Raw genomic sequence first — 13,473 nt, forward strand, 5'->3', positions numbered from 1 at the left:
CATAGTTCCTCTCCGTTACCCGAGGAAACCACCTAATACAGCGGGGGCTTGTGGTGGGAAGAATCCTGATGGTCGGCTGTGGATGGATGGGCAGGCCCTATTTGCGGCGTGCTCACGAGCGAGGGATGCGAGTCGCGATCCTCGATACGCCGGCCGCGTTGTCCTGGGACGAGACCAAGGCGGCGATGGGTCCCGGCGACCGGGGTTACCCGGTGACCGGCACCGACGACGAGGGCTGGCTCGCGGCCGCCACGGCCGCGCTCGCCGACGGCCCGGTGGACGGCGTGGTGGCGTTCTCCGAGCCGCACGTGGTGGCCGCCGCGCTGATCGCGGAGGAGCTCGGCCTGCCCGGCCCCGGTGTCCGCGCCGCGGTCGTCTCCCGGAACAAGCTGATGCAGCGGGAGCTGTTCGGCCGGGCCGGGCTCGCCCAGCCCGCACACTTCCACGCCCGGGACGCGGATGCCGCGGCCGGGTTCGCCGCCGGGCGCTGGCCGGTGATCGCCAAGCCGCTGTCCGGCTCGGGCAGCCACGGCGTCCAGGTGCTGGGCGACGAGTCCGAGCTGCGTGCCTGGGCCGCCGGGCACGGCGACCGCGAGACGTTCCTGGTGGAGGAGTTCCTGGACGGGCCGGAGGTGAGCGTCGAAGCGCTGCTCGTCGACGGCGAGGTCCGGTTCAGCAACGTCACCGACAAGACGGTGAGCGGCCTGCCCTTCCGGGTCGAGCTGGAGCACCACGTGCCGGCCGCCCTGGCACCGGCGGTACGCGCGGCGATCGAGCGAGTGCTGATCGGGGTCACGACGGCGATCGGGCTGCGCACCGGCGTGGTCCACCTGGAGCTGATCCTCCAGGCCGGCGGGCCGTCCGTCGTGGAGATCGCGGCCCGGACGCCCGGCGATTACCTGATGGACGTCATCGAGGCGGCCACCGGCGTCGACCTGTACGACGCGGTGATCGCCGCGGCCTGCGGCCTGCCGCTGGAGATCGGCAAGTCTCGGCCGGACGTGGCCTCGGTCTGGTTCCCCACCCCGGCTGCCGGCACCGTGGAGTCGATCGAGGGCGCCGAGAGCATCGACCGGATGCCCGGGGTCGTCAAGATCGAGATCGACGTGCTGCCCGGCGACGAGGTGCACCCGCTGCGGTCCTCGATGGACCGGGTCGGGATGGTGATCTACCGAGCCCCCGACCGGGACGGCCTCGACGATCTGCTGACCGCGATCCGCAGCCGGCTGATCTTCAAGATCCGATGAGCGGCGCCTCGGAACCGCCGGTCGTGCTCGTCGACCCGGCGATGACCGGCCGCGGGTTCAAGGACGCCTGCCGCCGGCGTGGCCTGCCCACTATCGCTCTCTACACCCTCGACGACTCGTTGCTGACCACGTACGACCGCGACTACGGCGACGGCGACCGGCACGTGGTCCGGGCCGCCGACTCGGCCGCCGCCCGGGCGCAGCTGCCCGCCGTGATCCGCGCGGTGGTCCCGACCAGCGAGCCGTCGATCGTGGTGGCCGACGAGCTCAGCGAGCAACTGGACCTGCCGGGCAACCCGGCGGCGACCGCGCCGGCCCGGCGCAGCAAGGCGGCGATGCGCGAGCGGGCGCTGCACCACGGCGTACGCGTACCCGCCTTCGCCGTGACCGCCCGCCCGGATGTGTTCGCGGCAGCGCGGCGGATCGGTTTTCCGGCGATCGCGAAACCACACACGGGCGCCGGCTCGCACGGTGTCGTGCTCATCCCGGACGCGGCCGCGCAGCCGGAGCTGATCGGCCACGACCTGTTCGGCCACCGCGCCGGCGAGTGGCTCGTGGAGCGTTACGTCCGCGGCCGTGAGCTGGCGGTCAACACGTTCAGCCACCGAGGCCGGCACCGGATCCTGGACATCTGGGAGTACCGGCAGCCCACCTCCGCCGATTACGACCAGCCGTACTGGGACGTGGTGCAGGTCCGGCCGGAGGACCCGGACTGGGCCGTCGCCGCCGCGTTCGTCGAGCGGGTTCTCGATGTGTTCGGTGTGGACCTCGGCCCGGGACACACCGAGATCAAGATCGACGAGGAGGGTCCCTGCCTCATCGAGCTGGCGAGCCGCCTGCCCGGCGCGCACATGGTCGACCACTGGCAGGCGCACAGCTCGATCCGGCCGTACGACGACACCCTGGCCGCGTACCTCGGTGAGGATCCCGGTCTGCTCGACCGGGACCTGGCCTTCGACGCGGTGCTGGGCATCTGCTGCCTGCGCAACGACGAGCGGCCCGGCGTGATCGAGGACCTCATCGGGCTCGACGAGGCCCGGCGGACGCCCGGCGTCGACGCCGTCATCTGCGACCTGGCCCCCGGCGACCACGTGCCGCTCACCCGCGACCTCGGCTCGCTCGTCGGTTTCGTGCTGGTGCACGGCGACGACGAGCGGGCTGTCGCCGAACTGCTCCGCACGGTCCGTGACAAGGTGCGATTGGAATTGAAGTGATCAACTTTCTGCCCGGCAAGACCCTGATGAAGTTCGACCGCCAGCTGCCGTTCTACAACTGGCTCTATCCGATGAAGGGCCAGGAACTCGACACCGTCTCGCACCACGACTTCCACACCGGGGTGCGTACCGACGGGGTGCGCTCGCGGGCGCTCTACTTCCACATCCCGTTCTGCGACACGATCTGCACGTTCTGCACGCTCAACCGCGGACTCGGCAGCTCCGGTGACGAGCAGATCGAGACGTACGTCCAGGCGCTGCTCAAGGAGATCGCCCTCAAGGGCAAGTACGCCGAGGTCACGTCGGTGCCGATCCGGGCGATCTTCTTCGGCGGTGGCACGCCGACCACCCTCACGGCCGGGCAGATCACCCGCATCGGCCGGGCGATCCACGACAACTTCGACCTCAGCGCGCTGGAGGAGTTCACCTTCGAGGCGGAGGTCAAGAGCGTCACCGAGGAGAAGTGCGCGGCGATGCGCGACATCGGCGTGAACAAGGCGCGTTTCGGTCTGCAGAGCTTCGATCCGCTGTACCGCGAGATGTTCAACATCACCGCGACGATCGAGCAGGAGCACGAGGCCGCCGCGCTGTTCGCGCGCTACTTCGACTACACCAGCTTCGACATGATCTACGGGATGCACGGGCAGACGTTCGAGCAGTTCTCCCGGGACATCGAGTACGCGACCAGCATGGGCACCGCCACGATGGAGCTGTACCCGATCAGCAACGTGGTGACCCAGGCGCCGCTGCACCGCAACTACGCCGCGCGCGGGCTCGAGCCGCTGAGCTTCATCGACAAGATGGCGCAGAGCATCTACCTGAACCAGTACCTGCGCGCCTCCGGGTTCCAGCAGCACAACGGCCACGGCTTCCTGCGGCTGCCGGACGGTGCCCGGCCCGGCCCGCACTTCATCAACCGCGATTACGTGAACCTGTACAACACGCACACCTGGTCGCACCACGACGACGAGCTGATCGGGCTGGGCAACAGCGCGATCTCGCAGGTCGCCAACCACACCGTGATGAACGACGACAACCGGGCGACGTACGTGAAGAACCTGCTCGACTCGAACGACGTGAAGATCAACCTGAGCATCGGCGACGGTATCCCGTACGAGCGCGGCATCATCCTCTACCTGCCCTACTTCGGCTGGCTGGACAAGAGCCGGATCGCCTGGGAGCACATCCCGTCGGAGATCACCGACAAGCTCGGGACGCTGGTCCAGGAGGGGATGCTGGAGGAGGACGCCCAGGAGTACCGGATCACCGAGCTCGGCTGGGTCTGGTACGTGAACATGATGTATTACCTGTCCCCGGCGTCGGACCAGAAGGTGCTCGACGAATTCACCGCGCTGAAGCGGCGGACCAGGGGCCTGACCGACGGCGACGACCGGATGCTCCCACTGCTCCAGGTCGGTGCCCGTTGACCGAGCCGGAAAGCAGCCCCAAAGCCGAGAAACCTGTTCCTCTCTGGAAACTCGACGGGCCGCAGGCGCTGCTGGCCGCCGGGTCCTTCCTCAACGCGGTGGCGTTCTTCTCCGCGCTGCCGTTCGCCTCGCTCTACCTGGCCTCGTACACCTCGATGTCGAACGCCGCGATCGGCGCGGTCGTCGGCGGCATCGCCCTGATCGCCTCGATCGGCGGCGTGGCCGGCGGCATGCTGGTGGACCGGGTCGGCGCCGTACCCCTGATGGGTGTCGGCCTGTCGCTCTACATCGCGATCTACGCCGGTCTCAGCGTCGTCCGCGACACCTCGGTGATCATCGGGTTGCTGCTCGGGCTCGGTGTCGCCCGGCTCTTCGTCGAACCGGGTGGCAAGAAGCTGATGTCGCTCGCGGCCGGCGCCGACGGCCGGATCTTCCGGCTGCGGTACATGATCCTGTGCGGCGGCGCGATCGTCGGCCCGGCGATCGGCGGCCTGCTCTACGCGATCAGCCCGAAGGTCTTCTTCGCGGTACCGGCCGTCCTGTACGCGATCTACCTGGTGCTGATCGTGGCGCGCCGGTCGATGCTGACCCGGCTGGAGAACCGGCCGGACGAGGTGACCGGCCACTTCCCGCTCAGCGCGGCGCTGCGTGACGTCCGGCTGCTCGCCGCCACCGGCGCCGGCCTGGCGATCTTCTTCGTGTTCTCCCAGCTCGAATCGATCATCCCGCTCTACATCAAGGGCGAGTGGGGCGACGACGCGGTCAAGTACTTCGCCGGTCTGTTCATCACGAACGCGATCCTGGCCCTGGCTTTCCAAGTACCGATCGACTGGGTCTCCAACCGGATCTCGCGTACCGGATTGGTCTTGATCGGATGTTGTGGCTTCGCGGCGGCGTTCCTCTGTTTCTGGGCGAGCGGCTTCGCCGGCCTCGCGCTTCTCTACCTCGGCATCGTGTTCTGGACGATCGGTGAGGGTGTGCTGCTGCCGATGCCGGACATCGCGGTGCACGAGATCGCGACCGACGACCGCAAAGGCGCCTACTTCGGGTTCGCGGAGATCCGGTACCTCGGCTTCTTCGCCGGGCCGTTCGCCGGCGGTGTGCTGCTGAGCGGGCGCGACCTCGGTTACTTCGCGATCATGGCGGCGTTCGTCTTCCTCTGTGTGCCCCTGCTGCTCGCCCGCAGATTCACGGCGGCACCGGCTGAGGGGAGCGTTCATGCCCAGGCCTGAGTCCGGCCTCATCGTCGTCGCCCATCGCATCCCGGCCTCGGTCACACCGCTGGCCGGCTGGCTCGCGGACGTCGCGGACCGGGTCGTCCTGATCACCAGCGAGGCGGCGGCACCCGGGTACGCCGGCCGGTTCGGCGAGGTCATCCCGGTCGCGGACTACACCGGCTCGGACGAGGTGGCCGATCATCTCGACCGGCTGTGCCGCGACGGCCGGGTGGCGAGCATCGTGCACGGCACCGAGGACGACATCCTGCGCATCGCCCGGGTCCGCGACCGGCACGGCATCGCCGGCCTGAGCTATGACGACGCGCTGGTCTTCCGGGACAAGCACCGGATGAAGGTGGCCGCGGAGGCGGGCGTGCGTACCCCGCGGTTCCTGGCGCCGGGTACGCCGGCGGAGGCCGTCGCGTTCGCCGCGAGCGCCGGCTGGCCGGTGGTTGTCAAGCCCCGGCTGAGCTTCGGCTCGCGCGGTGTCGAGGTCGTCGCCGACGAGGCCGGGCTGCTCCGGCTGATCGCCGAGCGCGGCCTGGACGACATGCTGGTGGAGTCGTACGTGCCGGGCCTGGTGTACCACGTGGACGGTCTGATGAGCGACGGCCGAGTGCTGGTCGCGGTGCCGTCGCGGTACGTCAACGACTGCCTGTCCTTCACCGACGGCTCGTCGCTGGGCAGCGTGCAGCTGGACGCCGACGATCCGCTCGCGGCCGCGCTGACGGACTTCACCGAGCGGGCCGTCGCGGTCATGCCGGCCACCGGGCCGACCCCGTTCCATCTCGAAGTGTTCCGCCACGAGCAGAGCGGTGAGCTGTACTTCTGCGAGATCGCGGCCCGTCTCGGCGGCGGACACATCTACGAGACGCTCACCCTGGCCATCGGCCGCGACCCGGTGGAGCTCTGGTTCCGCCACCAAGCCGGTCTGGACGCCGGCGGCACCACGTTCACCCGCGACCCGGAGCGTTACGGCTTCCTGCTGGTGCCGCCCCGGGCCGGAACCCTGGAAGAGATCAAGGACATCCCCATGCCACCTGCGGTGTTGCGGCACAGCACACCGGACGACCTGCCACAGACCTATCAGGCCGCCACGGCCTCGACCGACACGGTCGCCTCCTTCGTCGTGACCGGCGCCGGCGCCGCGGAGGTCGAGGCCTCGGTCCGCGCCTGCATGCGATGGACCGAGGACGCGTTGAGGTGGTCCGCGTGAGCGAATACGACTTCACCGGCACCCACGTGCTCTGCGACGTGACCGGCATCGCGCCCGACCGCATCGCCGACAACGCGCTGATCCTCGACGCGATCCGCCGCGGCATCGAGGAGTCCGGCGCCGAGCTGTGCGGCGTGCAGACGAAGAACTTCGAGCCGTCCGGCGTGACCGCCGTCTACGTGCTGTCCGAGTCGCACGTCTCCGTGCACACGTACCCCGAGTCGGGATCGCTGTTCATGGACGCGTTCACCTGCGGGACCCGGTGCGAGCCGCAGCGGATCGTCGAGGTCCTGCTCGACGCGCTCGGCCCGTGCGAGTACCGCACCAGCGTGGTCAGCCGCGGCCGCCCGGTCCGTTCCCTGGTCCCGGCGGTCGGCTGAGATGCTCCCGGCCGAGATTCTGGGCGCGGAGGCGGCGCTCACCGAGCGTGGTGTGGGCGTCGGCGGGATGAGCGCCCGCGCGGCCAACGCGAGCGCCGCGGACCGTTCCGGCTCTGCCGCGCACGCGGCTCTCGACACCTTCCACACGATCAAAACCACCTTTCCGTACGCCGAAACGACCGCCCATCTGTGTGCGGCCGGCCGGATGAGCGCCGATCGGCAACTCGTCACCCGCCTGGCCGGACTCCGCGACGAGCTGGCCGGCGCCGTACCCGGTTCCCGGCCCGGCCGGCTCGCGGCGTGGTTGCCGATGACCTGTGACCAGGACACCGGCGGGTACACCACCTATGCCGGGCTGGAACCGCATCAGGCCCTGACGGCAGCCCGGCCGCCGGCGGACTGGCGATCCGCGACGGACGAGGTCTGCGTGGCGGCCCTCGCCGAGCTGGCCGCCACCGAGGCGGCGGCGCTCGGCCACGAGGACGCGGTGGTCCGGGCCCGGCTGCGCGGTGTGGCCCGGCTGCTGACCCGCGCCGACGTCCTCGCACCCGCGTTCCCGCTGGAGGACCTGGGCGTCGCCGCTGTCCTCGCCGACGCGGACGAGTCGCTGCCGGCCCTCGCCGACGCGATGGAACGAGCCGCCAAGTCGGTACGGGATCAGGTCGCGAGCGACGTGGCCGACGTGGTGGCGACAACCGCGCTGCCCACCACCCGGCTGCACGACGAGATCATGTTCATCCGCACGATCCAGATCTTCGAGACCATGTACGAGCAGATCGGCCGCTCGGTGGTGGAGGCGGCCGACGTCGCCGGCGAGGGCGACCCCGCGGCCGCGGCGGATGTGCTCGCCGCCGCCACCGAACGGCTGGGCGCGGTGTCCGCGCTCTTCCGGGTGCTGGGCACCATGCCGGTCGAGGTGTTCGCGGTGATCCGCGGCTTCACCACCGGCCGTAGCGCGGTCCAGTCGGTGACCTATCGGCAGATCGAGGAGGCCTGCGCGCAGGACGTCTACCTGCGCGTTCGCGGCACCGGGCCGGCCGAGCGGCTCGCCGGTGAGATGCGCCGGCTGGACGCGGCCTGGCGGCGGATGAAACGCGGCCACTGGGGCCTGACGCTGCGCATCATCGGCACGGTGCCCGGGACCGGCGGCACCTCCGGAGCGTCGTACCTGCGCGGGGCAGCCGAGACCCCGCTCTTCCCAGCGCTGACGGGAGCGTGACATGAACCAGGACAACAACGCCCAGCTTCGGCGCAAGATCATGGGCTATCTCGTGTCGCAGGCCATCTTCGCGGTCTGTGAGCTGGGCGTACCGGACCGGCTGGCGGCCGGCCCGATGCCGTTGCCCGAGCTGGCCCGGGACCGCGGCGCCGATCCGGACGCGCTGCGCCGGTTCCTGCGGGTGCTGGCCGGCGAGGGCCTGTTCACCGAGCCCGCCCCGGACCTGTTCGCCCTCGCCGAGCTGGGCGAGCTGCTGTGCACCGGCGCCGACGGCTCGCTGCACCACCTGGCCGGGTTGATGAGCGGTGAGGCGTACCAGGCGTGGGGGGCCGCGCCGTACTCGGTCCGGACCGGTGCGGCCGGGTTCGACCAGGTCTACGGCATGCCGTACTTCGCCTGGCTGGCCGAGAACCCGGCCGAGGCCGAACGGTTCGATCAGGGCCAGGCCGGGCTCGTCGAGGTACGCCTGCTGCCGCTGCTCGACCGCGACTGGTCCGGCGTGACGTCGGTGGTCGACGTCGGCGGCGGCAACGGCATGCTGCTGGCAAGGCTGGCGGCACGGCACCCGCACCTGACCGGTGTGGTCTTCGACCTGCCGCACGTCGTGGAGAGCGCCGGACCGGCGTTGACCGAGGTGGCCGACCGGGTGGGCACGGCCGGCGGCGACTTCTTCGACAAGGTGCCGCCCGGCGCTGACGCGTACGTGCTGTCGCAGATCCTGCACGACTGGAACGACGAGCGGGCCGGGGTGATCCTGGCGAACTGCCGGCAGGCGATGCCCGGCAACGGCCGGCTGTTCATCGTCGAGCAGATCCTCGATCCGGATGCCGGGTCCGGGCCGGCGGCCCTGCTGGACCTGCACATGCTGGTGCTGCTCGGTGGCCGGGAACGCACCCGTGCGGACTGGGAGCGGCTGCTGCACGAGACCGGGTTCGTCCTGGAGTCGGTCACCGCCGGTCCCCGGTCGTCGCTGCTTACCGCGCGGCCTCGGACGAGCTGACCCGAGCGGCGCGGCGGGCGTCGTAGATCAGGGCCAGACCGGTGACGACCGCTCCGGCGGCCTCCCACAGCGCCACCCCGATGAAGCCGGACGGCGCCACCTCGGTCACCACCAGGGCCGTGAACACCGTGAACGTCAGCAGCCGGAACGGGACCGTGAAGCGGAAGAACGGCCGCCATTCGGTCGCGGCGGCCACCACGTAGTACACGCCCATGTTCAGCGACGCCATCGACGACGCCGCCAGGAAGACGCGGGTGTAGTCGAACTGCGAGCGCTGGTTCGCCGGGATCGAGGCGAGGCCCATGTTGTCCAGCACGACCGACGGCAAGGCCAGTCCGAGGGCGCCGAAGAGCGCTGCCATGACGCCGAAGACGGCGATCGTCCAGCCTGCTGCCGAGTGCGGGAAGAATCTCACGGGGGTGAATCTAGTAGGCGGCGGTACCGGCTGCCGTGGAAGACCAGGGGCGCGACGTCCGGGTCGGCGTCCAGGTCGTGGACCCGCAGCAGCACGATGTCGTGGTCACCGGCCGGGATCTGCTGCTCGATGGAGCAGTCCAGCCACGCGCTGGAGCCGTCGAGCAGGATCGCGCCGTCGGCACTGGCCTGCCAGTCCAGCGCCGCGAACCGGTCGGTGTCACGGGCGCTGAGCTGCCGGCCGGCGTTCTCCTGGTGGGCGCCGAGGACGCTCACCCCGATCCGCGCGGCCTCCCGGAGCACCGGCCAGGTGGTCGAGGTGTGCGCCACGCAGACCGAGACCATCGGCGGGTCGAGCGACACGGAGACGAACGAGTTGGCGGCGAGGCCGGTGGGCACCCCGTCGACCAGCGCGGCGAGGACGGTCACGCCGGTCGGGAAGGACCCGAAGACCCGTCGCAGCCGTAGTGGTTCGAGCGCCGATCGCATGGTCATGTGGGTGCTCCTGTTCCGCTGCTTCGAGGCTATGCGCGGTTTCGTCCCGATGGGTGATCTAGGGATGCACATCACGGGCGGCGAACGAGAACCGGTGCGGCCCCGATGCCCCACCGGCCAGGTCGGCGACCAGCTCACCGATCGCCGGCGTGAACTTGAACCCATGCCCGGAGAATCCGGCGGCAACCACCAGCGGACCGGTCCGGTCGACAATGAAGTCCGAGGTCGGCGTCGTGGTGTAGGTGCAGCTGATCGGCGCGGCCGTCGCCGGATCCACGCCCGGCACCCACGAGCGGACGTAATCGGCCAGCTGCGCGGCACGCGATGGCTCGGCGGCGAAGTCGCGCGAATCCGGGTCGACCGGGATGCCGGTGCCGTGCAGGCCGACCTTCACGCCCTCACCCGGCGTGAGCATGCCGTAGACCTCGTGCCCGTGGTGGATGAAGCTGGGCCACCGGACGTCCTCGGAAAGCGGGGTGAAATGCGCCGGCTGCTCCTGCGTCACCGTCAACGAAACCGGAAACGGCAGCAGCTTGGACGTCCACGCTCCGACCGCCACCACCACCCGGCGCGCGTGCACCACACCGTCATCGGTGACGACCTCGGCGTGGTCGTTTCCGCGTACAACAATGTGCCGGACCGGAGTCTCGTGCTTGACCACCGCGCCCTGCGAGGCGGCGGCCGCCTGCAGGGCGGTGACCGCATGGTCCGCGTGCACCCGGCCGGTGCTGGGGTGGAAGAAGGCCGGACCGTCGAAGCGCAGGCCGGGCCAGCGTTCGGCGGCCTCGTCGCGGGCGAGCCACTGGCCGGGAACGCCCGCGGCATCCATCGCGGCGGCGATCGGCTCGACCAGCGCCGGATCGCCGTGATCGACGCCGCCGGTCAGATCCAGCAGGTCGGTGCCGGTCGCCGACTCGAGCTCGGACCAGAGCGTCAGGGCGCGGCGGGCGAGCGCGATGTAATCGGGTTCCGCGTAGACGAGCCGGAAGATCCGGGACGCGCCGTGCGAGGCGCCCTGGTGATGGCCCGGCGCGAAGCGTTCCAGCAGCAGCACGTCCTTGCCGCGCCGGGCCAGCTGCCACGCCGCCGCGGAGCCCATCGCTCCACCGCCGACCACCACGACGTCGATCATGTGGGTTCCTCCAGGCCGAGATTCGAGCGCAGTGTCGCGCCCCGGTAGTCATCCTTCACGATGCCGCGTTTGCGCAGCTCATGGAGCAGACCATTAACGACGAAATCATGGGTACGGTCGTCGGCCAGCCCACCCAGCGACAGCACGTCCAGCACACCGGCCCGGAACCGTTCCTCGACCGCGTCGGCGAGCTGCTCCGGCGTCCCGGCCACCGACCAGTGCCCGGTGTCCTGCGCTGCCTGGATGAGTTCGCGCAGCGTGCGGCCTTCCCGGATCAGCCGGCTGAAGATCTCGGCTCGCCCTCGCCGCCGGTTGATGCCAGAAATATCCGGAATCAGGACCTCGGGCAGCGGCTCGTCCAGCTTCGCCTCGGTCAGATCCACGCCGCCGCCGAGCATGTCCGCGACCAGGGCGCGTCCGGCTTCGTAGTCGATCGCTTCCCGCCGTTCCCGGACCAGGCGCTGAGCCTCCGACTCAGAAGCCCCGAACGTCGCATGGAAAGAACTGAAGATCAACGGCCCTTGGGTACGCCCCAACGCCCCGGCCTGTGCCCGAATCTCCGAGGTGAACCGATGCGCGTCGGCCAGTGTCGCCAGCGCGGTGAACACCACTTCGGCGTACCGGGCGCCCAGTGCGATCCCGGCAGCGGACTGGCCGGCCTGGATGAGCACCGGCCGGCCTTGCGGCAGCGGCGGGATGTTGATCGGTCCCTCGACGCTGAAGAACTCGCCCTCGAAGTTCACCGGCTTGATCAGCGACGTGTCGAGTACCGCCTTGCCGCCCGGTCCGAGCCGCAGCGAGCCCGGTTTCCAGCTGTCCCAGAGCGCGTTCACCACCTCGATCGTCTCGGCTGCGCGGGCGTACCGCTGCTCCGGCGACGGCAGCCCGCCGGGACCGAAGTTCTGCTCGCCGATCGACGAGGTGACCAGGTTCCACGCGGCCCGGCCGTTGCTGAGATGGTCCAGCGTGCCGAAGAGCCGGGCCAGGTTGAACGGGTGATGGAACGTGGTCGACACGGTCGCGATCAGCCCGGCCTTCGAGGTGACCTGGCTGAGGGCGGCCACGAACATCAGCGGCTCCTGTGCCCCGATCGTGCCCTGCGCGCCGAAGACCAGCAGGTCCGGCACGAAGAGCGCGTCGATCCGGGCCGCCTCGGCGCGCTGTGCCACGAGCCGGGCGGTGTCCAGGGTGGATCGGGTGGGATCCAGGGCCAGTTCGTACGGGCCCGGGTGCCCACCGGCCGAGGCGATGGTGGACAGGAAGCGGGTCACCGCAGGTCCAGGTGCTCACGCAGGGTCGAGCCGGAGTACGCGGTCCGGTAGACGCCGCGTTCCTGAAGCGCCGGGACCAGCTTGTCGACCAGGTCGTCGATCGTGCCGGGCAGCTGCTGCGGCACGACGTTGAAGCCGTCCACCGCGCCGGCTTCCAGGTACCGCGTCCACTCGTCGGCGATCTGGCCGGGCGTGCCGATGAACGCGTTGTGCCGGGGCGTCACCCTGAGCACCAGCTCACGGATGGACAGGCCCCAGCTCCGCCACTCGGCGATGCGTTCCCGCTTGCCGGTGCGGTGCTCAATCGCGATGGTGCCGCGGGACGGATCAAGCTCGCCCTCGGCCGGCTCGACGTCCGGCAGCGGGCCGTCCGGGTCGTACCCGGAAAGGTCCTTGCCCCAGTACTGCTCCAGGAACGCGATGGCCCGCGGCCCGTTGACCTGCTCCCGTTTGAGCCACTCGGCCTTCTCGGCGGCCTCGGCCGGGGTGTCGCCGATGATCACCTGCGCGCCCGGGAGGATGCGCAGCGAATCCGCCGAGCGTCCGTGCTTGGCGAGGCGTTCCCGCAGGTCAGCGGCGTACGCCACGGCCTTGTCGAAGTCGGTGTTGGCGGAGAAGACGACGTCGGCGTGTTTCGCGGCCAGCTCACGGCCGCCGGGGGAGTCGCCGGCCTGGAAGAGAACCGGCCGCCCGGTCACCGTCGGCGTGGCCGTCACGTCGATCAGGTCGGTGTGCCGGTCGACGGACTGGCCCGCCCACAGCTCACGGGCCGTCGCGACGAACGCCTCGGCCCGCTCGTACCGGCGCTCGTGCGGCAGCCAGCCGCCGTGCCGGAAGTTCTCGCCGGTCCACGCGTTGTCGGTGGTCACGATGTTCCAGCCGGCCCGGCCGCCGGACACCACGTCCAGCGAGGCGAGGCGGCGCGCCAGGTCGGCCGGGTAGTTGTAGGTGGTGTTCTGGGTGGCGACCAGCCCGATCTTCTCGGTCACCGCGGCCAGGGCCGCGAGCTGCGTGATCGCGTCAGGCCGTCCGGCGACGTCCAGCTCGTGGATTCGCCCGCGATTCTCCCGTACGCGCAAGCCCTCACCCAGGAAGAACGCGTCGAACAGCCCGCGTTCCAAGGTTTGCGCCGTGCGTACGAAAGTGTCGATGTGGGTGTGTGCCGCGAAGGCCGGATCGGTCCAGATGAGCTGGGGCCCGACGCCGGTGAAGAACACTCCCAGGTGCAGCTGGCGTGACAT

13 protein-coding genes are annotated in these 13,473 nt (G+C 70.3%); 8 read left to right on the forward strand and 5 right to left on the reverse strand.

Going from position 1 to position 13,473, the window contains the following annotated elements:
* Positions 1-86: 86 nt before the first annotated feature.
* Genes B0I29_RS13965 through B0I29_RS14000 form a run of 8 tightly spaced genes read left to right on the forward strand, consistent with a single transcriptional unit; the run spans position 87 to position 8,920 of the window.
* On the forward strand, positions 87-1,247 hold the full coding sequence (locus B0I29_RS13965) for an ATP-grasp domain-containing protein (protein WP_260329411.1): 1,161 nt from the start codon (positions 87-89) through the stop codon (positions 1,245-1,247).
* Positions 1,244-2,461 carry an ATP-grasp domain-containing protein gene (locus B0I29_RS13970; RefSeq protein ID WP_111649369.1) on the forward strand — a complete coding sequence of 406 codons (1,218 nt, stop codon included), beginning with the start codon at positions 1,244-1,246 and terminating at the stop codon, positions 2,459-2,461. The genes B0I29_RS13965 and B0I29_RS13970 overlap by 4 nt, the downstream gene beginning before the upstream one ends.
* Positions 2,458-3,888, forward strand: coding sequence for a coproporphyrinogen-III oxidase family protein (locus B0I29_RS13975; RefSeq protein WP_111649370.1), 1,431 nt, complete (start codon positions 2,458-2,460; stop codon positions 3,886-3,888). Before B0I29_RS13970 ends, B0I29_RS13975 begins: the two co-directional genes overlap by 4 nt.
* Positions 3,885-5,120: an MFS transporter gene (locus B0I29_RS13980; RefSeq protein ID WP_181557802.1), complete on the forward strand. Its 1,236-nt coding sequence runs from the start codon at positions 3,885-3,887 to the stop codon at positions 5,118-5,120. Before B0I29_RS13975 ends, B0I29_RS13980 begins: the two co-directional genes overlap by 4 nt.
* Entirely contained in the window at positions 5,107-6,321 is a 1,215-nt protein-coding gene (locus B0I29_RS13985) for an ATP-grasp domain-containing protein (RefSeq protein ID WP_111649371.1), read from the forward strand. The genes B0I29_RS13980 and B0I29_RS13985 overlap by 14 nt, the downstream gene beginning before the upstream one ends.
* Positions 6,318-6,701 (forward strand): adenosylmethionine decarboxylase, encoded by a 384-nt coding sequence (speD, locus tag B0I29_RS13990; RefSeq protein ID WP_181557803.1) that lies wholly within the window; start codon positions 6,318-6,320, stop codon positions 6,699-6,701. Before B0I29_RS13985 ends, speD begins: the two co-directional genes overlap by 4 nt.
* A gap of 1 nt (position 6,702) precedes the next feature.
* Entirely contained in the window at positions 6,703-7,920 is a 1,218-nt protein-coding gene (locus tag B0I29_RS13995; RefSeq protein WP_111649373.1) for a tryptophan 2,3-dioxygenase, read from the forward strand.
* A 1-nt stretch (position 7,921) separates the two neighbouring features.
* Complete coding sequence (locus B0I29_RS14000) at positions 7,922-8,920, forward strand: methyltransferase (protein ID WP_220091312.1); 999 nt, start codon at positions 7,922-7,924, stop codon at positions 8,918-8,920.
* On the opposite strand, the gene B0I29_RS14005 is transcribed toward B0I29_RS14000, so the two are convergent.
* The 5 genes from B0I29_RS14005 to B0I29_RS14025 are packed head-to-tail and all read right to left on the reverse strand — an operon-like array spanning position 8,895 to position 13,473.
* Positions 8,895-9,281 carry a hypothetical protein gene (locus B0I29_RS14005; RefSeq protein WP_220091325.1) on the reverse strand — a complete coding sequence of 129 codons (387 nt, stop codon included), beginning with the start codon at positions 9,279-9,281 and terminating at the stop codon, positions 8,895-8,897. The genes B0I29_RS14000 and B0I29_RS14005 overlap by 26 nt on opposite strands.
* Before the next feature lie 50 nt (positions 9,282-9,331).
* Complete coding sequence (locus tag B0I29_RS14010; protein ID WP_111649375.1) at positions 9,332-9,829, reverse strand: flavin reductase family protein; 498 nt, start codon at positions 9,827-9,829, stop codon at positions 9,332-9,334.
* Positions 9,830-9,887: 58 nt separating this feature from the next.
* Positions 9,888-10,961, reverse strand: coding sequence for an N-methyl-L-tryptophan oxidase (solA, locus tag B0I29_RS14015; RefSeq protein ID WP_111649376.1), 1,074 nt, complete (start codon positions 10,959-10,961; stop codon positions 9,888-9,890).
* The gene (locus tag B0I29_RS14020; protein WP_111649377.1) at positions 10,958-12,232 is read right to left on the reverse strand and encodes an NtaA/DmoA family FMN-dependent monooxygenase; all 1,275 of its coding nucleotides are present in this window, start codon (positions 12,230-12,232) and stop codon (positions 10,958-10,960) included. The genes solA and B0I29_RS14020 overlap by 4 nt, the downstream gene beginning before the upstream one ends.
* Entirely contained in the window at positions 12,229-13,473 is a 1,245-nt protein-coding gene (locus tag B0I29_RS14025) for an LLM class flavin-dependent oxidoreductase (RefSeq protein WP_111649378.1), read from the reverse strand. The genes B0I29_RS14020 and B0I29_RS14025 overlap by 4 nt, the downstream gene beginning before the upstream one ends.

The organism is Actinoplanes lutulentus (genome assembly GCF_003259845.1).
GTDB lineage: Bacteria > Actinomycetota > Actinomycetes > Mycobacteriales > Micromonosporaceae > Actinoplanes > Actinoplanes lutulentus.